Genomic DNA, 24485 nt, shown 5'->3' with positions numbered 1-24485 from the left:
GCCCTCCAGAGAGATAATTATGGCCCAACACGACCAATTACACCGCTATCTGTTTGAAAACTACGCTGTTCGTGGCGAGCTGGTAACGGTATCCGAAAGCCTGCGACAGATCCTTGAAAACCATAGCTACCCGCAGCCGGTGAAAAATATCCTCGCGGAGCTGCTGGTGGCGACCAGCCTGCTGACCGCCACGCTGAAGTTTGCCGGAGACATTACCGTCCAGCTGCAGGGCGATGGCCCGATGAGCCTGGCGGTGATCAACGGCAATAACAAACAGCAGCTGCGCGGTGTAGCGCGCGTTCAGGATGAGATCGCGGACGATGCCGATCTGAAAGCGCTGGTTGGCAACGGCTATCTGGTGATCACGATTACGCCGGAAGAGGGCGAGCGCTATCAGGGCGTGGTCGGCCTGGAAGGCGATACGCTGGCAGCCTGCCTGGAGGACTACTTCATGCGTTCAGAGCAGCTGCCGACCCGCCTCTACATCCGCACCGGCGAGGTCGACGGCCAGCCAGCCGCAGGGGGCATGCTGTTGCAGGTGCTGCCAGCCCAGGATACCGATTCTAATGACTTCGAGCACCTGACGACGCTGACCGACACCATCAAAACGGAAGAGCTGCTTACTCTGCCAGCCAACGAGGTGCTGTGGCGTCTCTATCACGAAGAAGAGGTGACGCTCTACGATCCGCAGGACGTTGAGTTCAAGTGCACCTGCTCCCGCGAACGCTGCGCCGGGGCGCTAAAAACCCTGCCGGATGAGGAGATCAACAGCATCCTGGAAGAGGAAGGTGAAATCGATATGCACTGCGACTACTGTGGCAGCCACTATCTGTTTAACGCGATGGATATTGCCGAGATCCGCAATAACGCCTCCCCTGCCGATCCGCAGGTACACTAATCCTCCTCGCTTTTCAGCGCGCTGCCCGACGGCGCGCTGCTTCATCCCTCTTTCCCGCAGCAAACATTTTCTGAAACCCTTACGTAATTTTGTTACCGGAAAGCGATTACACTCACAATCTTACCGATAAATTGACCTGCATTTTCCCTTTGTGAAGCATTTTCGCTATGCATGAGATGAATCCTGCCATAATTTGTCTCGCTTGCGGGTAGATGTAACCACTTTTTCACCAACGACGGCTTGTCTGGATACCTAAATCTATGAGCCTCGTCGCGGTTAACCCCTACAGAATAACCCTACAATCGCAGGCAATACATATTGGCTAAGGAGCAGTGACATGCGCGTTAATGGTTTAACCCCGCAAGATCTCATGGCTTATGGTATCAATGATGTTCAGGATATCGTCTATAACCCCGACTACGATACGCTGTATCAGGAAGAGCTCCGTCCAGACCTGGAAGGATATGAGCGGGGCGTTCTGACGAACTCGGGTGCTGTCGCCGTCGATACCGGCATATTTACCGGACGTTCGCCGAAAGATAAGTACATTGTCCGCGATGACACGACTCGCGACACCGTATGGTGGGCAGATAAAGGCAAAGGCAAAAACGATAACAAGCCGCTCTCTCCGGAAGTGTGGCTGCAGCTGAAAGGCCTGGTGACCCAACAGCTCTCCGGCAAGCGGCTGTTTATTATCGATGCCTTTTGCGGTGCGAATGCCGATACCCGCCTCGCCGTGCGTTTTATTACCGAGGTGGCCTGGCAGGCGCACTTCGTGAAGAACATGTTTATCCGTCCGACGGAGGTGGAGCTGGCTGACTTTACGCCGGACTTTATCGTCATGAACGGCGCAAAATGCACTAACCCACAGTGGAAGGCGCAGGGTCTCCACTCTGAGAATTTTGTCGCCTTTAACCTGACCGAGCGCATTCAGCTTATCGGTGGCACCTGGTACGGCGGCGAAATGAAAAAGGGGATGTTCTCGATTATGAACTACCTGCTGCCGCTCAAGGGCGTTGCCTCTATGCACTGCTCGGCGAACGTCGGTGAAGCGGGCGACGTCGCGGTGTTCTTTGGTCTCTCCGGCACCGGCAAAACCACCCTCTCCACCGACCCTAAACGCCGCCTGATTGGCGATGACGAGCACGGCTGGGATGACGACGGCGTGTTTAACTTTGAAGGCGGCTGCTACGCTAAAACCATCAAGCTCTCTCGTGAAGCAGAGCCGGATATCTATAACGCTATCCGCCGCGACGCGCTGCTGGAGAACGTTACCGTGCTCGACGACGGCACTATCGATTTTGATGACAGCAGCAAGACCGAGAATACCCGCGTCTCCTACCCTATCTACCATATCGATAATATCGTTAAGCCGGTGTCAAAAGCGGGCCACGCTACAAAGGTTATTTTCCTGACCGCCGACGCCTTTGGCGTGCTGCCTCCGGTATCGCGCCTCACCGCTAACCAGACCCAGTATCACTTCCTCTCCGGCTTTACCGCCAAGCTGGCCGGCACCGAGCGCGGCGTGACGGAGCCCACTCCAACCTTCTCTGCCTGCTTCGGCGCAGCGTTCCTCTCTCTGCACCCAACGCAGTATGCCGAGGTGCTGGTCAAACGGATGCAGGCGGCAGGCGCGCAGGCTTATCTGGTGAATACCGGCTGGAACGGCACGGGGAAACGCATCTCTATCAAGGATACGCGGGCCATCATTGACGCCATTCTCGACGGATCTATTGATGAGGCTGACACCTTCACGCTGCCAATATTTGATCTGGCGATCCCCACCAGCCTGCCGGGCGTCGATCCGCAGATCCTCGATCCGCGTAATACCTACGCCTCCCCAGAGCAGTGGCAGGAGAAAGCCACCGCGCTAGCGAAGCTGTTTATTGAGAACTTTGAGAAGTATACCGATACGCCAGCGGGTGCGGCGTTGGTGAGCGCAGGACCAAAATTGTAGTAAAACGCCGGGTGGCGCTGCGCTTACCCGGCCTACATTTTACATAGCGTTCTGGCCGCGCGTGACCGGAACGGGGAACCAGGCGCGGATTGAAAGGCCGCCGCGCTCGCTGGTGCTCAGTTCCAGCATGCCGTTATGGTTGTCGACGATACGCTGCACGATCGCCAGCCCCAGCCCGGTGCCGCTGGTGCTGCGGGCGCTGTCGCCGCGCACGAAGGGCTGGAACAGGTGCTTGCGCTGCTCCGGCTTAATACCCGGCCCATCATCTTCGACCTGGAACCAGGCGCGGTTCGCCTCGCAGCCGCTGCTGACCCGGATCCAGCCGTTGCCGTAGCGGGCGGCGTTCACCACCATATTGGCGATGGCACGCTTAATCGACAGCGGATGCATTCGCAGGTAGATCTCCTGCGGATAGAGCGCTGTGTCAATTTCACGCTCGTAGCCGCTCTCTGCCGCCACCACTTCGCCCAGCACCGCGTTCAGCTCGGCTATCTCCATCGGCATCTCCTGGCCGGTTCGCAAATAGTCGATAAACTGTTCGATGATGGCGTTACACTCTTCGATATCCTTGTTGATCGACTCCGCCAGGTAGCCATCCTGCTCGCCCATCATCTCCGTGGCCAGGCGGATACGGGTCAGCGGCGTACGCAGATCGTGGCTGACGCCCGCCATCAGCAGAGTACGGTCATCGGCCAGCTGTTTAACCCCTGCCGCCATCTGATTGAAGGCCCGGGTCACGGAGCGCACCTCCGACGCGCCGTACTCGCGCAGCGGAGGTGGGATCTGCCCTTTCCCCACCTTCAGCGCCGCGTGCTCAAGATCCACCAGCGGCCGGTTCTGAATACGAATAAAGAGCCACGCCCCGCCTATCGCCAGCAGCATAATCGCCAGGGTGTAGCGGAACAGCGGCGAGAAGTCGCCCTGATGGATCTCGGTAAGGGGCACCCGCACCCAGATATTGGGCGACAGCCAGGTCTTCAGCCACACCACCGGCGAGCTTTTGTTTACCTCAACGCGGACTTCCGTTGGGCCGCCCAGCTGCTGCGCCATCTGCTGACTTAAAAAACCATAGTGCTGCGCCCAGCGCAGACCGGCATCTTCCGCCGCCTCGTTCGAGTAGAGCGAAATGCCCAGCTCGCGGTAAATCTCCCGGCGAAAAGCCGGGGGCACCACCAACTGCGTGCCATCCTCCAGCTGCAGCTTGTCGGTCATCAGCATACGGACTTCGTACGCCAGCACCTTATTAAACTGTTGCAGGCTGGGCAGGATCGCAAAGTTCAGCACCACCAGATAGGTTGTCACCAGGCTGACAAACAGCAGGGTGACAATCAGCAGTAGCGTGCGGGCAAATGAACTTCGCGGCGAGAAGCGCAGTCGCCTCATGCTTTAGAGCCGTCCGGCACAAAGACGTAGCCCAGACCCCAAACGGTCTGTATATAGCGCGGGTGCGCCGGATCCTCTTCCACCATGCGGCGCAGGCGGGAGATCTGCACATCAATGGAGCGCTCCATGGCCGAGTATTCGCGGCCGCGCGCCAGGTTCATCAGCTTATCGCGGGAGAGGGGCTCACGCGGATGGCTGACCAGCGCCTTCAGTACCGCAAACTCGCCGCTGGTGAGCGGCATCGGCTCATCTTCGCGGAACATTTCACGGGTGCCGAGGTTAAGCTTAAACTTGCCAAACTGAATGACGGCCTCATCCTGCGACGGCGCGCCGGGGAGCTCGTTGGCCTGGCGACGCAGCACCGCGCGAATGCGAGCCAGCAGCTCGCGGGGGTTAAACGGCTTCGGAATATAGTCGTCGGCGCCGATCTCCAGCCCCACGATACGGTCAACCTCTTCCCCTTTCGCCGTCACCATAATGATCGGCATCGGGTTGCTCTGGCTACGCAGACGGCGGCAGATGGACAAACCATCCTCGCCGGGAAGCATCAGGTCGAGTACCATCAGGTGGAAGGATTCACGGGTAAGCAGGCGATCCATCTGTTCTGCGTTGGCTACGCTGCGAACCTGGAAGCCTTGCTCGGTGAGATAACGTTCCAGCAGTGCGCGCAGGCGCATATCGTCATCGACGACCAGAATCTTATAATTCTCTTGCATTGTTTGTACTCCCAAAGGTTCGGATAATATAGGTATGTATTCTAAAAAAGTGTGCGCCGACCACCAGCTAAATCTGGTATACATTCTAGTCGAAATTGTTACAAAGCATATTTAACAGCAGCTTAAAGGCAGAAACCGGATGAAAACGCCACTTATCACCCGAGAAGGTTACGACAAGCTTAAACAGGAGCTGGACTATCTCTGGCGTCAGGAGCGCCCGGAAGTCACGAAAAAGGTGACCTGGGCGGCAAGCCTCGGTGACCGCAGCGAGAATGCTGACTATCAGTATAATAAAAAACGCCTGCGGGAAATTGACCGTCGCGTCAGATACCTGACGAAATGCCTGGAAAACCTGAAAATTGTTGATTACTCCCCGCAGCAGGAGGGCAAAGTCTTCTTTGGCGCGTGGGTTGAGATCGAAAACGATGATGGCGACACCAAACGCTTTCGCATCGTGGGCTACGACGAAATTTTTGGCCGTAAGGACTACATCTCTATCGACTCCCCGATGGCCCGTGCGCTGCTGAAGAAAGAGGTCGGCGATCTGGCAGTCGTCCAGACGCCGGGCGGCGAAGCAAGCTGGTACGTCAACGAAATCACCTACGTTAAAGAGTCTTAGAGCATCCTCTCCGGCTGGCATTTTTGCCAGCCAGTCCGTATAACTATCCCCTTGATTTTCGATCCACTACTCGATCCACTAGATGAAATAGCCATGATGAATGATTCGCTCTGCCGCATTATTGCGGGTGATATTCAGGCCAGAGCCGAACAGGTAGAAGCTGCCGTTCGCCTGCTTGATGAAGGGAACACCGTGCCGTTTATTGCACGTTATCGTAAGGAAGTCACCGGCGGGCTGGATGATACGCAACTGCGTAACCTGGAGACCCGCCTGGGCTACCTGCGGGAGCTGGAGGAGCGTCGTCAGGCGATCCTGAAGTCCATCGGCGATCAGGGTAAACTGACTGACGATCTGGCGAAGGCCATCACCGGCACGCTGAGCAAGACCGAACTCGAAGATCTCTACCTGCCCTACAAGCCGAAACGCCGTACCCGCGGGCAGATCGCTATTGAAGCTGGCCTGGCGCCGCTGGCGGATCTGCTGTGGAACACGCCGTCGCACGATCCGCAAACCGAAGCGGAGAAGTTTATTGACGCCGATAAAGGCGTGGCCGACAGCAAAGCCGCGCTGGACGGCGCGCGCTACATCCTGATGGAGCGCTTTGCTGAGGATGCGGCCCTGCTGGCGAAGGTGCGCGACTACCTGTGGAAAAACGCCCACCTGACGTCGACCGTGGTCGCTGGCAAAGAGGAAGAGGGCGCGAAGTTCCGCGACTACTTCGATCACCATGAGCCGATTGCCAACGTGCCGTCCCACCGCGCGCTGGCGATGTTCCGCGGCCGCAACGAAGGCGTGCTCCAGCTGGCGCTGAATGCCGATCCGCAGTTTGATGAGCCGCCGAAAGAGAGCCACTGCGAGCAGATTATTAGCGATCATCTGGGTCTGCGCCTGAACAACGCCCCGGCGGACAGCTGGCGTAAAGGCGTGGTGAGCTGGACGTGGCGCATCAAGGTGCTGATGCATCTGGAGACCGAGCTGATGGGCACGGTGCGCGAGCGCGCCGAAGATGAAGCCATTAACGTATTTGCCCGCAACCTGCACGACCTGCTGATGGCGGCCCCTGCCGGGCTGCGCGCGACCATGGGTCTCGATCCCGGCCTGCGTACCGGCGTGAAGGTGGCAGTTGTTGACGGCACCGGCAAGCTGGTGGCGACCGATACTATCTATCCCCACACCGGCCAGGCAGCGAAAGCCGCCGCCGTCGTGGCTGCGCTGTGCGAAAAACATAACGTGGAGCTGGTGGCGATCGGTAACGGTACTGCCTCCCGCGAAACCGAGCGTTTTTACCTCGACGTGCAGAAGCAGTTCCCGCAGGTGAAAGGCCAGAAGGTGATCGTCAGCGAAGCAGGGGCATCCGTCTACTCCGCCTCGGAACTGGCGGCGCAGGAGTTCCCCGGTCTTGACGTTTCGCTGCGTGGCGCGGTCTCCATTGCCCGTCGCCTGCAGGATCCGCTGGCGGAGCTGGTGAAGATCGATCCGAAATCCATCGGCGTCGGCCAGTATCAGCATGACGTCAGCCAGACCCAGCTAGCCCGTAAGCTGGATGCGGTGGTAGAGGACTGCGTAAACGCCGTCGGCGTCGATCTCAATACCGCCTCCGTGCCGCTGCTGACCCGCGTAGCGGGCCTGACCCGCATGATGGCGCAGAACATCGTGGCATGGCGCGACGAGAACGGTCAGTTCCACAACCGCCAGCAGCTGCTGAAGGTGAGCCGTCTTGGGCCGAAAGCCTTTGAGCAGTGTGCAGGGTTCTTGCGTATTAACCACGGCGATAACCCGCTGGATGCCTCCACCGTTCACCCGGAAGCCTACCCGGTGGTCGAGCGCATCCTGGCCGCGACCGAGCACTCTCTGCGCGACCTGATGGGCAACAGCAGTAATCTACGCGGTCTGAAAGCGTCTGACTTTACCGACGAGCGCTTTGGCGTGCCGACGGTAACCGACATCATCAAAGAGCTGGAAAAACCCGGCCGCGACCCGCGCCCCGAGTTCAAAACGGCCACCTTTGCCGATGGCGTTGAGACCATGAACGACCTGCAGCCGGGAATGATCCTCGAGGGCGCGGTCACCAACGTCACCAACTTTGGTGCCTTTGTGGATATCGGTGTCCATCAGGATGGCCTGGTGCACATCTCTTCTTTGGCGAATAAGTTCGTTGAGGATCCTCATACGGTGGTAAAAGCCGGCGACATTGTCAAAGTGAAGGTGCTGGAGGTTGACCTGCCCCGCAAGCGTATCGCCCTGACCATGCGTCTGGACGAGCAGCCGGGCGAAGGCAATGCCCGTCGCGGCAACAGCAACAGCGCGCCGCGTGAACCTGCTGCCCGCCAGGCGAAGCCGCGCGGCCGTGAGGCTCAACCCTCAGGTAACAGCGCGATGATGGACGCGCTAGCAGCGGCGATGGGTAAAAAACGCTGATCCCCTTACCCCCTGCGTGTTAATTTATCGCGCAGGGGGTAATTTATTCAAACGGTAAATAAATATAATCTCCGATGTTGCTACAACGTATATTAATTAATTCTCGTTGTTAAAAGCTCCACGCGGAATATTGCGCTAAATCAAAACAAATAGTCATTCTTACCTAATTCAACACTCCTACACATTTTAATGATTGATGATAAAAACTATTATCATTACCATTGTCCTGTTGATTATTTAACCATTTATCTAGTAGGTCCTATGTCCTTCTCGCCAGCCAGCGCGTGGAAAATCGTGGGGTTTTCCCGTGAAATTAGCCCGGCCTACCGGCAAAAACTGCTCTCTCTGGGCATGCTCCCCGGATCATCATTTAATGTGGTGCGGGTCGCTCCCTTAGGCGATCCGATTCATATTCAAACCCGGCGCGTCAGCCTGGTATTACGCAAAAAAGATCTCGCGTTATTAGAGGTGGAAGCGCTGCCGCGTTAACGGCGCTCCACGCAATGAGTCTATTATTATGAAAAAATTAACCCTTGGCCTTATTGGTAATCCTAATTCCGGCAAGACAACCCTTTTTAATCAGCTCACGGGCGCGCGCCAACGCGTAGGCAACTGGGCGGGGGTCACCGTCGAGCGCAAAGAGGGCTCCTTTACCACCACCGATGCGCAGGTGACGCTGGTCGACCTGCCTGGCACCTATTCGTTGACCACTATCTCGTCGCAAACCTCCCTCGATGAGCAGATCGCCTGCCACTATATTCTCAGCGGCGACGCCGATATGCTGATTAACGTCGTCGATGCCTCTAACCTGGAGCGTAACCTCTACCTGACGCTACAGCTGCTGGAGCTGGGTATCCCCTGCATTGTTGCGCTGAACATGCTGGATATTGCCGAGAAGCAACAGATCCGCATCGATATCGACGCCCTTGCTACGCGCCTTGGCTGTCCGGTAGTCCCGCTGGTCTCGACGCGCGGACGCGGCATTGAAGCGCTGAAAATGGCCATCGACCGTCATCAGCGCAACAGCGATATCGAGCGGGTTCACTACGCCCAGGCGCTGGTGCGTGAAGCTGACACGCTGGCGCAGGCGATGGCCGCCGATATGCCCCTTCAGCAGCGCCGCTGGCTGGGTTTACAGATGCTGGAGGGTGATATCTACAGCCGCGCCTATGCCGGTGACGCCGCCCACAGGCTGGATGCGTCGCTGACGCGCCTGGGTGAGGAGATGGCCGATCCGGCCTTGCACATTGCCGACGCCCGCTACCAGACCATCGCCGCCATTTGCGACACGGTCAGCAACACCCTTACCGCCGAACCGAGCCGCTTTACCGCCGCGATGGACCGGATCATCATCAACCGCGTGCTGGGCCTGCCGATCTTTCTGCTGGTGATGTACGTTATGTTCGTGCTCGCCATCAACATCGGTGGCGCTCTGTCGCCTATTTTCGACGCCGGTTCGGTCGCTATATTTATTCATGGTACGCAGTGGCTGGGTTATACCCTGCACTTCCCGCAGTGGCTGACCATCTTCCTGGCCCAGGGGATTGGGGGTGGGATCAACACCGTACTGCCGCTGGTACCGCAGATCGGCATGATGTACCTGTTCCTCTCTTTCCTTGAGGACTCAGGCTATATGGCGCGGGCGGCCTTTGTGATGGACCGCCTGATGCAGTCCCTTGGCCTGCCGGGTAAATCCTTTGTGCCGCTGATCGTCGGCTTCGGCTGCAACGTACCGTCGGTGATGGGGGCGCGCACCCTTGATGCGCCGCGCGAGCGTTTGATGACGATTATGATGGCACCCTTTATGTCCTGCGGGGCGCGGCTGGCCATCTTCGCCGTGTTTGCCGCTGCCTTTTTCGGCCAGGAGGGGGCGCTGGCGGTCTTCTCTCTCTACCTGCTCGGCATCGTGATGGCGATCCTTACCGGCCTGATGCTCAAGCACACCATTATGCGCGGCGAAGCATCGCCCTTTGTAATGGAGCTACCGGTCTACCACGTTCCCCATCTGAAGAGCCTGGCGATTCAGACCTGGCAGCGGCTGAAGGGCTTTGTGCTGCGCGCCGGGAAGGTGATTGTCATCGTCAGCATCTTCCTGAGCGCCCTGAACAGCTTTACGCTGAGCGGGACGGCGGCCAATACCATCAACGATTCGGCGCTGGCCGCCGTCAGCCGGGTCTTTACCCCGCTGCTGAAGCCCATCGGCGTCCACGAGGATAACTGGCAGGCTACTGTCGGTCTCTTCACCGGTGCGATGGCAAAAGAGGTGGTGGTTGGCACGCTAAACACTCTCTATACCGCCGAGAACATTGAGCAGGAGGCCTTCGATCCAGCGACCTTCAGCCTGACGCACGAACTCACCGGTGCCCTGGAAGAGACCGGGCAGAGCCTGGTCGATACCTTTAGCCTGAGCGTGCTGGCTAACCCCATTGAGGCCAGTAAAGGCGACGGTGAGATGGCGACCGGCACCATGGGAGTGATGGGCGAAAAATTTGGCAGCGCCGCCGCCGCGTACAGCTATCTGATTTTTGTCCTGCTCTATATTCCCTGCATCTCGGTAATGGGGGCGATCGCCAGAGAGTCGAGCCGCGGCTGGATGGGTTTCTCTATTCTTTGGGGGCTGAATATCGCCTACTCGCTGGCAACGCTCTTCTACCAGGCCACCAGCTTTAGCGCCCATCCGCGCTACAGTCTGACCTGCATTCTGGCGGTGGTGCTGTTTAACGTTCTGCTGCTGGGTGGGCTGCGCCGGGCCAGAAGTCGGGTCGACGTCAATCTGCTGGCAACGCGCAAAACGGCGGCCATTGACGTACGCATTGAAGAGGAAGCCGGGGGATATCTGAGCGGCAAATGTAAAAACTGTCCGCAGGGTAAGGCTTGTCAGCACTAACAGTAGATACTGCGCTAAAGAACAGGGCGGGCGCGCTGCCCGCCTGACGTAGATTACTTGTAGACATCCGCCGTGGCACGAATGTCTTTACTGATTTTGTCCCCGCTGGTGATCACATAGTACTTGCCGCCCAGCGCATCGGCTTTCTTCACCAGCTCTGCCCGGGCGTCCATTGGTGCTGACGTATCCGACGTGCTGACGGTGCCGATTTTGGTCAGATTCATCTCTTTAATCTTATCTTTCTGCACCTCTTCCGCCGCCATCACGCTAAACGAGAGTGCACCAATAACCAGAGATACGACGATACCTGCTGTACGTTTCATAGCCTTTACTCCATACGGTAGTGGATGCCATTACGCTTTTTGTTGGAACGCCAAATAGATAAATACGTTTAAATTTTAGTCTGTCCCAGCCGTTTCGCCAGCTGCTGCGTAAACTCCACCAGCCTCTGACAAAATGCCTCAGGGTGCGAAATGAAGGGCGCATGCGCCGCCTTAGCAAATACCTGCGACTCGCTCTCCGGCCACAGCGCGTCCAGCCACGGCACGATTTTGCGCGGGACCAGCCCGTCAAGACGCCCGTAGAGACGGAGGAACGGCTGCGTCAGCTGCGTCAGCGGCGCGCGCAGATCGGCCGTTTTCAGGATCTCCAGCCCGCCGTTGAGCACCTCTACCGACGGCATCGGCAGGGCCAGCACGGCGTGCTTCAGCTTACGGGCATCGTCCCGAGCAGTTTCCGTCCCCAGGGTTTGCAGCGCCAGAAAACGCTCTACCGTGCGCTGAAAGTTATCGCTCAGCTGCTGCTGGAAGCCGGACAGCACCTCGGGTTTAATGCCCGGCCAATCGCCTTCGGCGCTGAAGCAGGGAGAGGAGGCGACCGTGACCAGGGCGCTCACGCGACCGGGAGCGCTTAACGCCGCCTGGCTTGCCACCAGCCCACCGAGGCTCCAGCCAAGCCAGATCGCCTCTTTTGGCGCATGGGCCAATACAATCTCCGTCATCTCGGCCAGGGTCAGCGCGCCAAAGCCGGTGCTGCGACCGTAGCCTGGCAGATCCACCAGGTGCAGGGTAAAGTGCGAGGCCAGCTCCGCCGTAATGCAATCCCACACCTCTGCATTCAGTCCCCATCCGTGCAGCAGCACAAGATGACAATTTCCTTCGCCTTTGGTTTGCCACCAGATGTCGTTCATCCGCTATTGTTCTCTTCTCATGTCCAGGAGGGTACGTATGCTAACAGCGCCAGGCTTGTGCTGGCTATGCCGAATGCCGCTCGCCCTGCCCCGCTCAGGGATCTGCTCTGTCTGCCGTCGAACGATTCAGCTCACTGATAGCGTATGCCCACAGTGCGGCCTGCCCGCCGCCAGCATAACCCTGCCCTGCGGCCGCTGCCTGCAAAAGCCGCCGCCGTGGCAGAGGCTGGTGGCGGTCAGCGCCTACGCTCCGCCGCTGAGCACGCTGATCCACCAGCTGAAGTTCTCCCGTCGACCGGAGCTGGCTGCGGCGCTGGCCCGGCTGCAGCTGCTGGCGATTATTAATGCCCGCCGTACCACACGGCTCGCGCTGCCGGACCGCATCGTTAGCGTGCCACTCTATTCGCATCGCCAGTGGCAGCGGGGCTTTAATCAGAGCGATCTGCTCTGCCAGCCGCTGGCACGCTGGCTGGACTGCCGCTACGCCAGCAACACCCTGACCCGCGTTCGCCCGGCCCTGACCCAGCATTTTCTCAGCGCTCGCCGACGAAGAAGCAATCTCAAAAATGCCTTCCGCCTTGAATTGCCGCTTGACGGCCTCCATATGGCTATTGTGGATGATGTCGTCACTACCGGCAGCACCGTTGCGGAGATCACCCGTCTGCTGTTGCAGGGCGGCGCGGCGACTGTTCAGGTATGGTGCCTATGTCGAACCTTGTAGAGGCGCGATGATGGGCGTATTATAACCGAGTAAAACAGTCAACTATTTAGGCCATTGCTATGATCCATATTTCCGACGCAGCTCAGGCGCACTTTGCCAAACTGCTGGCAAATCAGGAAGAAGGAACACAAATCCGCGTATTTGTGATCAATCCAGGCACGCCAAATGCCGAGTGCGGCGTCTCTTACTGCCCGCCGGATGCAGTGGAAGCAACGGATACCGCGTTACCCTTTTCGCTGCTGACCGCGTATGTCGACGAGCTGAGCGCACCGTATCTGGAAGATGCGGAGATCGATTTTGTCACCGACCAGCTGGGCTCGCAGCTGACGCTGAAGGCACCTAACGCCAAAATGCGTAAGGTGACTGACGATGCCCCGCTGATGGAGCGCGTTGAGTATCTGCTCCAGTCGCAGATCAACCCGCAGCTGGCTGGTCACGGTGGCCGCGTTACGCTGATGGAGATCACCGACGAAGGCTATGCCATTCTGCAGTTTGGCGGCGGCTGTAACGGCTGTTCAATGGTCGACGTCACGCTGAAAGAGGGGATCGAGAAGCAGCTGCTGAACGAGTTCCCTGAGCTGAAAGGCGTGCGCGATCTGACCGAGCACCAGCGCGGCGAACACTCCTACTACTGATCGTCGTTCGTCCTGTCTGCTCCTGCTATGCCCGGCGGCGCTTCGCTGACCGGGCTTCTTGCCTCTGCTGTATAATATGACCCACGTCGCACTTCTAAAATTTACCCGCCCAAAGTGATTCTATTCGCCTGCATGTTACCCGTATCATCCCTCCGTGCAGTTAAAACTACTTAATAAGCCAGTTACTTTGTAGATAAGCGTTACCCATAACATCATAAAGGCCAGGTAAACCATGCCACTTATCATCGTTGCTCTCGGTGTTGTTCTATTACTTCTGTTAATGATCCGCTTTAAATTAAACGGCTTCATTGCATTGATCCTGGTGGCGCTTGCCGTTGGGCTGATGCAGGGAATGCCGGTAGATAAAGTTATCGCCTCCATTAAGGCAGGCGTCGGCGGTACCCTCGGCAGCCTCGCGCTGATCATGGGCTTCGGTGCCATGCTGGGTAAGATGCTGGCGGACTGCGGCGGTGCCCAGCGGATCGCCACGACCCTGATTGACAAGTTTGGTCAGAAATATATCCAGTGGGCGGTGGTATTAACCGGTTTTACCGTCGGCTTTGCGCTGTTTTATGAAGTGGGCTTCGTGCTGCTGCTGCCGCTGGTGTTCACCATCGCGGCGAAAGCGCGCGTGCCGCTGCTCTATGTAGGTGTGCCGATGGCCGCCTCGCTCTCTGTGACCCATGGCTTCCTGCCGCCGCACCCAGGTCCGACCGCCATCGCCACCATCTTCCACGCGGATATGGGCAAGACCCTGCTCTACGGTACGCTGCTGGCTATCCCGACCGTGATCCTGGCCGGTCCGGTCTATGCGCGTTTCCTGAAGAAGATCGATAAGCCGATCCCGGAAGGCCTCTATAACGCAAAAACCTTTACCGAAGCAGAGATGCCAAGCTTTGCCGTCAGCGTCTGGACCTCGCTGGTGCCGGTGATCCTGATGGCCGGGCGCGCCGTCGCAGAGATGATCCTGCCAAAAGGCCACCCGATCCTTGCCTACGCTGAGTTCTTTGGCGACCCGGTGATGGCAACGCTGATTGCCGTGCTGATTGCCATCTTTACCTTTGGCCTTAACCGTGGCCGCTCAATGGATCAGATCACCGATACCATCACCTCCTCGATTAAAATCATCGCCATGATGCTGCTGATTATCGGCGGCGGCGGTGCGTTCAAGCAGGTGCTGGTAGACAGCGGCGTGGATAAATACATCGCGGCGATGATGCACTCCACCAACCTGTCGCCGCTGTTTATGGCGTGGTCAATTGCCGCCGTGCTGCGTATTGCCTTGGGCTCGGCTACCGTGGCGGCCATCACCGCTGGCGGGATTGCGGCTCCGCTGATTGCCACTACCGGCGTCAGCCCTGAGCTGATGGTTATCGCCGTCGGCTCCGGCAGCGTGATCTTCTCCCACGTGAACGATCCAGGGTTCTGGCTGTTCAAGGAGTATTTCAACCTGAGCATCGGTGAGACCATGAAGTCATGGTCAGCGCTGGAGACCATTATTGCGGTATGCGGCCTGATCGGCTGCCTGCTGCTGGGAATGGTGATCTGATTGATGTGCCCGGCGGCGCTGCGCCGCCGGGTAATGATTTACTTCTTCGATGCAGCCCTACGCCGCTTGTCCAGATCCTTCACCAGCCTGTTCACCTTCTCATCGGCAAACATCTTCTCCAGCGACGTCGACAGCTTGCGCCGCCAGTTTTTGTACTGGTAGCTGGTGCCCGGCACGTTGACGGGATCGGCCATATCCAACCAGTCCTCTGGCTGTAGCCCAAGCAGCGCACTGCTGCTGTCGGCAATATAGCGTTGCAGACCCCGGTTGAGGGTAGCATTCATCGCCATGCGAGCCGCTTTGTGCCCGGTGCTTTTCGGCAGACAGCCGTGCTGATGCAGCGCGTCCAGCAGGCCCTGCTTCGCCCGCTCACGATCCGCATACAGCTCACGCAGCACCTCTTCGTCCGGATAGAGTCCGAGCGTTTTCCCGAGGGTCAGATCGTCCGCTTCCCAGTAGCCGCGCAGGGTCGGCAGGTCGTGGGTTGTGGCTACCGCCATCGACTGGGCAGGCCATAACTCTGGGGCACGCACCCGCTTTTTATCATCGCTTTCGAAATAGAGCACCTTGTAGGAGTAAACCCCGCTGTCGCGCAGCTTGCTGACGATCTCCTTCGGCACGGTGCCGAGATCTTCGCCAATCACCATGCAGCTATGGCGTTTACTCTCCAGGGCAAGGATCGCCAGCATGTCATCCACCGGGTAGTGAACATAGGCCCCCTGATCCGCCGTCTCGCCGTAAGGGATCCACCACAGGCGCAGGAGCGACATTACATGGTCGATACGCAGCGCGCCACAGCTCTTCATGTTGGCCCGCAGGAGCTGAACAAACGGCTCATAGCCACGGGCGGTGATGATATGCGGATCCATCGGCGGCAGGCCCCAGTTTTGCCCCAGCGGCCCAAGAATATCCGGTGGCGCACCCACGGAGGCCTCCAGGCAGTACAACTCGCGATCGCACCAGGTTTCTGACCCGCCCTCGGCAACGCCTACCGCCAGATCGCGGTAGAGACCAATCGGCATCGCAAAGCCCTGGCTGGTCTCCCAGCACTCCGCCAGCTGCACCGCAGCCAGCCACTGTAGCCAGAGGTAAAAATCCACCTCGTCGGCGTGCTCCTGACAGAAGGCTTTTACCTGCGGGCTGTCGGTATGCCGGTAGGCTTCCGGCCACACCGGCCAACCCCAGCGCATCTCATCCTCTTTTACCTGATACTCATGCAGGGCATCAAACGCGGCCTGCCAGTAGAGGCCTTCGCCCTGCTGCTGCACAAAACCGCGAAACGCCGCCATCTGCTCGTCGTCTTCCGCCCGATCGGCAAAGAGACGCCACGCCATTTTCAGCGCTGCCAGCTTAAGGGCGGTGACGCCGGCATAGTCGACCCACTCGCTGTCCCGCGCCGCATTGAGTGCTTTCTGGGTAGAGTCCATCTTCCACCACGCCTGCGCCTCGTCGCTGCGCTGGTAATCCTCGATGGCGTTAACGTCGATATAGAGCACGTTAAGCCAGCGCCGTGAAGAGGGGCTATAGGGGCTGGCGCTCTCCGGCATCGCCGGATAGAGAGCATGAACCGGGTTGAGGCCGATAAACGCCCCACCCCGCTTCGCGACCTCGACCAGCATGGCCTTCAGATCGCCGAAATCGCCGATACCCCAGTTTTTCTCCGAGCGCAGGGTATAAAGCTGAACGGTGGCACCCCACAGCTTTTTGCCCTCCAGCAGCGCCTCGGGTTCATAGCAGCGCGGCGGGGCGACAATCACCCGGCACTGCCACTGCTTTTTACCCTGGCGCAGGGTCAGCGTGTGATACCCCTCTGCCAGCGAGGCTGGCAGCGTGATCCGCTTCTTGTCGCGGAACGTCCCCTGGTGCTGCTCACCCGTTTCAGTCGTGAGCGTCCAGCTAAATTCGCCGCTGCCCTCAACGGGCAACGCCAATCTTTTGCCGTGGATCAGCACCTTAACCTGCGCAACGGGGGCCGCGGCCACCTTTTTAGCCGCAGCGGGGTGCATTGCGTTAAGCAAACGCCGTTTGGTTTCGGCACCAATTGACTGGGGTTTGCCGTGGGCGTTGATATAGTTAGGGCTAATGCCCGCCGCCAGCGCGGCGTCAGCCAGACGTTTACTTTCCATGGCGCTCCTTAGCGTTTGGCCTGCCAGATCAGGTTTTGATAGTCACGAATTGAGCGATCGGAGCTGAACATGCCGCAGCGGGCGGTATTAAGGATCGCCGCGCGGGTCCAGGCCTCCTGGTCGCGATAGAGCACGTCGACCTGTTTTTGCGCCTCAACGTAGGCGGCAAAGTCAGCGGCAACCAGGTAGGGATCGCCCCCCTCTTTGCCGATGCTGTGCAGCATCAGGTCGAACGCATGCTTGTCGCCGTCGCTATATTTACCGCTCTCCAGCTCTTTGAGGATCGCATTCAACAGCTTGTCTTTCTTGCGCCATTTAACCGGATCGTAGCCCTTCGCCTTCAGGGCCTTCACCTCTTCCACAGTATGGCCGAAGATAAAGATATTCTCTTCGCCGACCTGCTCGGCAATCTCGACGTTGGCACCATCCAGCGTGCCCACGGTGAGTGCGCCGTTCAGTGCCAGCTTCATGTTGCCGGTACCAGAGGCCTCTTTTCCTGCGGTAGAGATCTGCTCGGAGACGTCCGCCGCCGGGATCAGCTTCTCGGCCGCCGAGACGCAGTAGTCCGGCAGGAAGACCACCTTCAGCTTGTCGCCCACGCTGGGGTCGTTGTTGATCGCCTCTGCCACCTTATTGATAGCAAAAATAATGTTCTTCGCCAGGTAGTAGCCCGGTGCGGCTTTGGCTCCGAACAGGAAGACGCGCGGCACGCGGTCCGCCGCCGGATTCTCACGGATCTCTTTGTAGAGCGCGAGGATGTGCAGCAGATTCAGGTGCTGACGCTTGTACTCATGCAGACGCTTGATCTGAATATCAAAAATAGCGTTAGGGTTGATCTCGATACCGGTACGCGCTTTCACAAACGCCACCAGCTGCGTCTTGTTCTCCTGCTTGATAGCGCGGTACTGCTGACGGAAGCTGGCGTCGTCGGCATACTTCTCCAGGCCCAGCAGCTGGTCGAGATCGTTTGCCCACTCTCTCTTCAGCGTCTTATCAAGCAGCGCGGCAAGCGCCGGGTTGCACTGCTTGATCCAGCGGCGCGGGGTGATGCCGTTCGTGACGTTATGGAACTTGTTCGGCCACAGCTGGTGATACTCCGGGAAGAGATCCTTCACCACCAGGTCCGAGTGCAGCGCCGCCACGCCGTTGACCGCGAAGCCGCTCACGACGCAGAGGTTAGCCATGCGTACCTGGCCGTCATAGACCACCGCCAGCTTCGCCCACACCGCCTCGTTGCCCGGCCAGGTTTTCACTACCTGCTTTTTAAAGCGGTCGTTGATCTCTTTGATGATCTGCATATGGCGCGGCAGCAGCGGTTTCAGCAGCCGCTCATGCCAGTTTTCCAGCGCTTCCGGCATCAGCGTGTGGTTGGTATAGGCAAACAGGCGGCTGGTAATTGACCATGCCTCGTCCCAGCTCAGCTGATGTTCGTCGATCAGCACGCGCAGCATCTCCGGAATGGCGATGGTCGGGTGGGTATCGTTGAGCTGGATCACTTCGTAGTCGGGCAGCTCCGCCAGCTTGCGCCCGGCCAGATGGTGACGGCGCAGAATATCCGCGACCGAGCAGGCGCACTGGAAATACTGCTGCATCAGGCGCAGTTTTTTACCCGCGGTGTGGTTGTCGTTAGGGTAGAGAACTTTAGTCAGCTTTTCAGCGTCGATGCCCTGCTGTTCGGCACGCAGGAAATCGCCGTCGTTAAATTTAGTCAGATCGAACGGGTGAGCGTGTTTAGCCTGCCACAGTCGCAGAGGCTGCGCTACGCCGTTCCGGTAGCCCAGCACCGGCAGATCCCACGCCTCGCCGATCAGAGAAAACGCCGGCTCCCAGCGCCCGTCCCGGCTCACCTTGCCGCCAAGATTGACCTTAACGTCCAGCGCGGCGTTGTGCTGGAACCAGGGGTAGCTGCCGCGATGCCAGTCGTCCGGGGCCTCCTGCTGCTGCCCGTCGACAAAGGACTGGCGGAACAGACCGTACTGATAGTTCAGGCCGTAGCCAATAGCGGGCTGACCTACCGTCGCCATCGAGTCCAGGAAGCAGGCTGCCAGCCGGCCTAAGCCACCGTTGCCCAGCGCCGGATCGATCTCCTCTTCCAGCAGGTCGGTGAGATTGACGTTATGCGTTTGCAGCAGATCGCTCACCTCCTGATACCAGCCCATATTAAGCAGGTTGTTGCCGGTCAGGCGGCCAATGAGGAACTCCATGGAGATGTAGTTTACGTGGCGCTGATCCTCTGCGGGTTTGGCTACCGCCTGGGCAGCAAGCTGCTCCGCCAGCGCGCCGCTAACCGCGTGCCACCACTGGTGGGGGGTCATCTCTTCGGCGGAACGGAGACCAAAACGCTGCCACTGACGCGTCAGGGCGGCGGCAAACTGAGCTTTGTTAAAGGTTGGCTGTGACATAGCAAACGGGGATCCTGTAAGTAAAAACAACGTTAGCGCTAGTTTGCCTGGCCCCTGGGTTGACTTCCTCATCCTGCCAGGGAAAAGCCCAGGAGGAGCCGCAGGGATGAGCCAAAAGTGTGACCGCTGCCACTTAAAGTTAGCTGTAAAAAGGCGAATTACTCAAAAATTCAACGGTCAGCTGGCACAAAAACGCATGCGAAAGTATGAGGACATTATCGGCAGGTAACCGGGAGGGCGCTCAAGGAAATGAAATGGCGTTTCATATATACATACATGAATTTAAATTTACTGCGGCGAATCATAGATACAAATATTAACAACCTTACCCATCGAACCCTATTAACTACCACTTTCGACCTATGGATTTTGAATATCAACAACCTAATCTAACTCTGCCAAAAGTGAATATTACATTCTGCTCCATTTGCCCGCAGGCTAGTTACCACGTGCCCTCGCTACCTGTCGGGCGTTTTATTCAGCCAGGTTATGAAAATGTGACACGGTGCAAATTCAGCGTCGTAAAATTCGGACATAACTTGCAATAGAATCCATTCTGACCGACCTTATTAGTCATTAATTACGAAGCGCAAAAAAATTCCTTTTTCTTCGTTCCCTCACAGTGAAGTGATAACTATGTTGATTCCGTCCAAATTAAGTCGCCCGGTTCGTCTTGACCATACTGTGGTCCGCGAACGCCTGCTGGCTAAACTTTCCGGCGCGAACAATTTTCGTTTGGCTCTGGTTACCAGCCCGGCTGGCTACGGCAAAACGACGCTTATTTCACAGTGGGCTGCCAGTCAAGCCGATCTGGGCTGGTTCTCGCTCGATGAGGGGGATAACCAGCCGGAGCGATTCGCCAGCTATCTTGTCGCCGCCGTGCAGCAGGCGACCGGCGGACACTGCGTCTCCAGCGAGGCGATGGCGCAGAAGCGTCAGTACGCCAGCCTCCCCTCGCTCTTTTCACAGCTCTTTATTGAGCTGGCAGAGTGGCAGCGTCCGCTCTACATCGTGATCGATGACTATCATCTGGTGACCAACCCGGTGATCCACGACGCGATGCGTTTCTTCCTTCGTCATCAGCCGGAAAATCTGACCCTGGTGGTGCTGTCGCGCAACCTGCCGCAGTTGGGCATTGCCAACCTGCGCGTGCGCGATCAGCTGCTGGAAGTCAGCAGCCAGCAGCTGGCCTTTACTCATCAGGAGGCAAAGCAGTTTTTTGATTGCCGCCTGAACGCCCCGATTGAAGCGGCGGAGAGCAGCCGCCTGTGCGACGACGTGGCCGGATGGGCCACCGCCCTGCAGCTGATTGCCCTTTCGGCCCGGCAGAATAACAGTTCAACCCAGCACTCTGCCCGCCGCCTGGCAGGGATTAACGCCAGCCATCTGTCGGACTATCTGGTCGATGAGGTGCTGGACAATATCGATTCCACTACCCGCCAGTTCCTGCTGAAAAGCTCCCTGCTGCGCTCGATGAACGATGCGTTGATCGTCCGCGTCACCGGCGAAGAGAACGGCCAGATGCGGCTGGAGGAGATCGAGCGCCAGGGGCTGTTTTTACAGCGTATGGATGACTCCGGGGAGTGGTTTAGCTATCACCCGCTGTTCGGCAGCTTTTTACGCCAGCGCTGCCAGTGGGAGCTGGCCACCGAGCTGCCGGATATTCACCGCGCGGCGGCAGAGAGCTGGATGGCGCAGGGCTTTCCGAGCGAGGCCATTCATCATGCGTTAGCGGCGGGCGATGGCACGATGCTACGCGATATTCTGCTGCACCACGCGTGGGGCCTGTTTAACCACAGCGAGCTGACCCTGCTGGAGGCGTCGTTAAAGGCGCTGCCGTGGGAGAGCCTGCTGGAGAACCCGCGCTTGGTGCTGCTGCAAGCCTGGCTGATGCAGAGCCAGCACCGCTATAGCGAAGTGAATACCCTGCTGGCCCGCGCCGAGCAGGAGATGGACATGACGGCGGATCACGCGCTGCAAGGTGACTTTAACGCGCTGCGCGCCCAGGTGGCGATTAACGATGGCGATCCGGTAGAGGCCGAGCGGCTGGCGATGATCGCGCTTGAAGAGCTGCCGCTGGCTAACTTCTATAGCCGCATCGTGGCGACCTCGGTGCATGGCGAGGTGCTGCACTGCAAGGGGCTGCTCAGCCACTCTCTCACCCTGATGCAGCAAACCGAGCAGATGGCGCGCCGCCACGACGTCTGGCACTACGCGCTGTGGAGCCTGATCCAGCAGTGCGAGATCCTGTTTGCCCAGGGCTTCCTGCAGGCTGCCTGGGAGTGCCAGGAGAAGGCGTTCACGCTGATCCGCGAGCAGCATCTTGAGCAGCTGCCGCTGCACGAGTTTTTGCTGCGTATCCGCGCCCAGCTGCTGTGGGCATGGGGACGTCTTGATGAATCCGAAGCGGCTGCCCGGGAAGGCATGACCGTGCTCTCTGCCTATCAGCCTCAGCAGCAGCTGCAATGCCTGGCTCTGGTAGTGCAAAACTCGCTGGCGCGTGGCGATCTGGATAACGCCCGCAGTCACCTTAACCGGCTGGAGAACCTGCTCGGTAACGGACAGTACCATAGCGATTGGGTGTCCAATGCTGACAAAGTGCGGGTGATCTATTGGCAGATGACCGGCGATAAGCAGGCTGCTGCCCAGTGGCTGCGTCAGACGCCGAAATCAGAGTTTGCCAATAACCACTTCCACCAGAGCCAGTGGCGCAACGTTGCCCGGGCGCAGATCCTGCTGGGAGACGTGGCGTCGGCGGAGATGGTGCTGGAGGAGCTGAACGAGAACGCGCGCAGCCTGCGGCTGATGAGCGATCTGAACCGTAACCTGCTCCTGCTAAACCAGCTTTACTGGCAGGCCGGACGTAAGAACGATGCCCAGCGGGTGCTGATAGAGGCCCTGACGCTGGCAAACCGCACCGGCTTCGTTAGCCACTTCGTAATTGAAGGCGAGGCGATGGCGCAGCAGCTGCGGCAGCTGATCCAGCTTAACGCCCTGCCAGAGCTAGAGGGCCACCGCGCCCAGCGCATTCTGCGTGACATCAACCAGCATCATCGCCACAAGTATGCCCATTTTGACGAGCGCTTTGTTGAACGTCTGCTGACCCACCCGGAGGTCCCGGAGCTGATCCGCACCAGCCCACTGACCCAGCGGGAGTGGCAGGTGCTGGGGCTGATCTATTCCGGCTACAGTAACGAGCAGATCGCCGGCGAGCTGGCAGTCGCGGCGACCACCATCAAAACCCACATTCGTAACCTCTACCAGAAGCTGGGCGTCGCCCACCGCCAGGATGCGGTACAGCACGCGCAGCAGCTATTGCAGATGATGGGCTACGGCGTCTGAACTGTCGGCCGGGCAAATGCAGTGCCGCCCGGCGTGATTTTTAGCACAGTTCCAGCTGGATATTGTGGCTCTTGATTACGTCCAGCACGCCAGCGGGCGGCATCACGTCGGTATAGACCGCATCTACCATGCTGATGCTGCCCATGTTAACCATGGCATTGCGGCCATATTTGGAGTGATCCACTACCAGCATCACGTGACGTGAGTTGTCGATAATCGCTCGCTTGGTGCGCACCTCGTGGTAGTCAAACTCCAGCAGCGAGCCGTCGGCGTCAATGCCGCTGATCCCGAGAATGCCAAAGTCGAGGCGGAACTGGGAGATAAAGTCGAGGGTCGCCTCGCCGATAATTCCCCCGTCACGGCTGCGCAGTTCGCCCCCGGCCAGAATAATGCGGAAATCCTCTTTCACCATCAGGGTGTTGGCGACGTTGAGGTTATTGGTGACGATGCGCAGGTGATTGTGATCCAGCAGCGCATGCGCGACCGCTTCCGGCGTGGTGCCGATATCGATAAACAGCGTTGCCCCGTCTGGGATCTGGCTGGCGACTTTGCGGGCAATCCGCTCCTTCTCCGCCGTCTGGGTGGCTTTACGATCGTGCCACGGGGTGTTTACCGAGCTGGAGGGGAGCGCCGCGCCGCCGTGATGGCGCAGGATCATGTTCTGATCGGCCAGATCGTTTAAATCGCGGCGAATGGTCTGCGGGCTGACGGCAAACTGCTCTACCAGCTCCTCGGTACTGACGTAGCCCTGCTTTTTTACCAGCTCGATGATGGCATCGTGGCGCTGAGTCTGTTTCATTGCAATGTTCCTGAGCTTTTATGTTCGTTTTCGCGTATCAACAAAGGCCATCGCCAGCCCCACGGCCAGGCCGGTGACGTGCGCGCCGTTGGCGATAGACATGCCAAACAGATCAAACCAGCCGGCAATTAACCATATTAAAGAAAAGGCTATCAGGCCTCGTGGCAAATAGACACCGCTTTGCGGATCGCGCTCGCCGCGCAGCCAGGCGTAGCCCATCAGCGCATACACCACGCCGGAGAGGCCACCAAACCACGGGCCGCTAAACTTATGCTGCACATAGCCGCTGAGCAGCGCGCTGATAAGCGTGATTACAATGAGCTTGCCGCTGCCGAGGCGCTTCTCGACCGCCCCGCCGATGTACCACCACCAGAGCAGGTTGAAGAGAATATGCATCACGGAAAAGTGCATCAGAGCGTGGCTGAAGTAGCGCCAGAGATCGAACCGCAGCGAGGGATCGAAAGGCCACGCCAGCCACATCATGACAATCTGATCGCCAAGCGTGCTCATCAGGATAAACACCAGCACGCAGAGCAGCGCGACGATCAGCGTTACCGGCCCGGCCCGCTCGCGCAGGGTGGCGAAGAAGGGGTAGCGACGATAGTGCAGGCCGCTATTCACCTGCCCTGATTGCCAGCTGGCCGCCAGGTAGCGCGGATCTTCCGGGTTCTGCTGGAAGCGCGCCAGCTCTTCGCGTACGCGTCCGGCCTGGCTCTCGTCCGCCAGCCAGACGTCGCTGGTGTCATGGTGTTGAATAGTCAAAACAACGCCCTGGGTTTGCATATAGTCAACAAACGCCTGGGCGACGCGCGGGTTAGCAAAGGAAGTGATCATCAACATGCTG

Annotated in this window: 18 protein-coding genes; 10 read left to right on the top strand and 8 right to left on the bottom strand. The window is 58.5% G+C overall.

The features are described 5' to 3' along the window. Positions 1–19 precede the first annotated feature (19 nt). Positions 20–898 carry an Hsp33 family molecular chaperone HslO gene (hslO, locus tag WFN61_RS17590; RefSeq protein ID WP_144818039.1) on the top strand — a complete coding sequence of 293 codons (879 nt, stop codon included), beginning with the start codon at positions 20–22 and terminating at the stop codon, positions 896–898. 337 nt (positions 899–1235) lie between these two features. After that, positions 1236–2855, top strand: coding sequence for a phosphoenolpyruvate carboxykinase (ATP) (gene pckA / locus WFN61_RS17585; RefSeq protein ID WP_337038996.1), 1620 nt, complete (start codon positions 1236–1238; stop codon positions 2853–2855). 39 nt (positions 2856–2894) lie between these two features. Here pckA and envZ read toward each other — a convergent pair whose 3' ends face one another. Both envZ and ompR read right to left on the bottom strand, forming a co-directional pair. Then, complete coding sequence (envZ, locus tag WFN61_RS17580; protein ID WP_257758697.1) at positions 2895–4238, bottom strand: two-component system sensor histidine kinase EnvZ; 1344 nt, start codon at positions 4236–4238, stop codon at positions 2895–2897. After that, the gene (ompR, locus tag WFN61_RS17575; protein WP_042393138.1) at positions 4235–4954 is read right to left on the bottom strand and encodes an osmolarity response regulator transcription factor OmpR; all 720 of its coding nucleotides are present in this window, start codon (positions 4952–4954) and stop codon (positions 4235–4237) included. The genes envZ and ompR overlap by 4 nt, the downstream gene beginning before the upstream one ends. A 139-nt stretch (positions 4955–5093) precedes the next feature. Between ompR and greB the strand changes: the two genes are divergently transcribed. From greB to feoB, 4 genes are all read left to right on the top strand, one after another. Beyond that, positions 5094–5573 (top strand): transcription elongation factor GreB, encoded by a 480-nt coding sequence (gene greB, locus WFN61_RS17570; protein WP_222889357.1) that lies wholly within the window; start codon positions 5094–5096, stop codon positions 5571–5573. A gap of 93 nt (positions 5574–5666) precedes the next feature. Then, entirely contained in the window at positions 5667–7991 is a 2325-nt protein-coding gene (locus tag WFN61_RS17565) for a Tex family protein (RefSeq protein WP_337038995.1), read from the top strand. Between the two features lie 261 nt (positions 7992–8252). After that, the gene (feoA, locus tag WFN61_RS17560; protein WP_144818086.1) at positions 8253–8480 is read left to right on the top strand and encodes a ferrous iron transporter A; all 228 of its coding nucleotides are present in this window, start codon (positions 8253–8255) and stop codon (positions 8478–8480) included. A 28-nt stretch (positions 8481–8508) separates the two neighbouring features. Beyond that, positions 8509–10878 (top strand): Fe(2+) transporter permease subunit FeoB, encoded by a 2370-nt coding sequence (gene feoB / locus WFN61_RS17555; RefSeq protein WP_337038994.1) that lies wholly within the window; start codon positions 8509–8511, stop codon positions 10876–10878. 53 nt (positions 10879–10931) lie between these two features. Here the strand turns inward: feoB and WFN61_RS17550 are convergent, their stop codons facing one another. Then, a complete protein-coding gene (locus tag WFN61_RS17550) occupies positions 10932–11201 on the bottom strand; it encodes a YdgH/BhsA/McbA-like domain containing protein (RefSeq protein ID WP_144818033.1) in 270 nt (89 codons plus the stop codon). Positions 11202–11269: 68 nt separating this feature from the next. After that, a complete protein-coding gene (bioH, locus tag WFN61_RS17545; RefSeq protein WP_257758700.1) occupies positions 11270–12067 on the bottom strand; it encodes a pimeloyl-ACP methyl ester esterase BioH in 798 nt (265 codons plus the stop codon). Between the two features lie 37 nt (positions 12068–12104). Here bioH and gntX point away from each other — a divergent pair, with 37 nt between their 5' ends. The 3 genes from gntX to gntT all read left to right on the top strand — a co-directional run bounded on the left by gntX (position 12105) and on the right by gntT (position 14972). Then, entirely contained in the window at positions 12105–12788 is a 684-nt protein-coding gene (gene gntX / locus WFN61_RS17540; RefSeq protein ID WP_257758702.1) for a DNA utilization protein GntX, read from the top strand. Between the two features lie 59 nt (positions 12789–12847). Then, positions 12848–13423 carry a Fe-S biogenesis protein NfuA gene (gene nfuA, locus WFN61_RS17535; RefSeq protein ID WP_144818030.1) on the top strand — a complete coding sequence of 192 codons (576 nt, stop codon included), beginning with the start codon at positions 12848–12850 and terminating at the stop codon, positions 13421–13423. A gap of 232 nt (positions 13424–13655) precedes the next feature. Beyond that, a complete protein-coding gene (gene gntT, locus WFN61_RS17530) occupies positions 13656–14972 on the top strand; it encodes a gluconate transporter (RefSeq protein ID WP_144818029.1) in 1317 nt (438 codons plus the stop codon). 38 nt (positions 14973–15010) lie between these two features. Here gntT and malQ read toward each other — a convergent pair whose 3' ends face one another. Continuing rightward, positions 15011–17098 (bottom strand): 4-alpha-glucanotransferase, encoded by a 2088-nt coding sequence (gene malQ, locus WFN61_RS17525; RefSeq protein WP_337038993.1) that lies wholly within the window; start codon positions 17096–17098, stop codon positions 15011–15013. An 8-nt stretch (positions 17099–17106) separates the two neighbouring features. Next, a complete protein-coding gene (gene malP / locus WFN61_RS17520) occupies positions 17107–19500 on the bottom strand; it encodes a maltodextrin phosphorylase (protein ID WP_144818027.1) in 2394 nt (797 codons plus the stop codon). Between the two features lie 636 nt (positions 19501–20136). On the opposite strand from malP, the gene malT reads away from it, so the two are divergent. Further along, on the top strand, positions 20137–22842 hold the full coding sequence (gene malT / locus WFN61_RS17515) for an HTH-type transcriptional regulator MalT (RefSeq protein ID WP_144818026.1): 2706 nt from the start codon (positions 20137–20139) through the stop codon (positions 22840–22842). 40 nt (positions 22843–22882) lie between these two features. On the opposite strand, the gene WFN61_RS17510 is transcribed toward malT, so the two are convergent. Both WFN61_RS17510 and glpG read right to left on the bottom strand, forming a co-directional pair. After that, positions 22883–23641 (bottom strand): DeoR/GlpR family transcriptional regulator, encoded by a 759-nt coding sequence (locus WFN61_RS17510; RefSeq protein WP_144818025.1) that lies wholly within the window; start codon positions 23639–23641, stop codon positions 22883–22885. 18 nt (positions 23642–23659) lie between these two features. After that, entirely contained in the window at positions 23660–24481 is an 822-nt protein-coding gene (glpG, locus tag WFN61_RS17505) for a rhomboid family intramembrane serine protease GlpG (RefSeq protein ID WP_144818024.1), read from the bottom strand. Between the last annotated feature and the right edge of the window lie 4 nt (positions 24482–24485).

Source organism: Pseudescherichia sp. AS216 (assembly GCF_037152055.1).
Lineage (GTDB): Bacteria > Pseudomonadota > Gammaproteobacteria > Enterobacterales > Enterobacteriaceae > Pseudescherichia.
The sequence above is the reverse complement of the archived record's forward strand: the minus strand, read 5'-3'. Positions and strand labels throughout refer to the sequence as shown.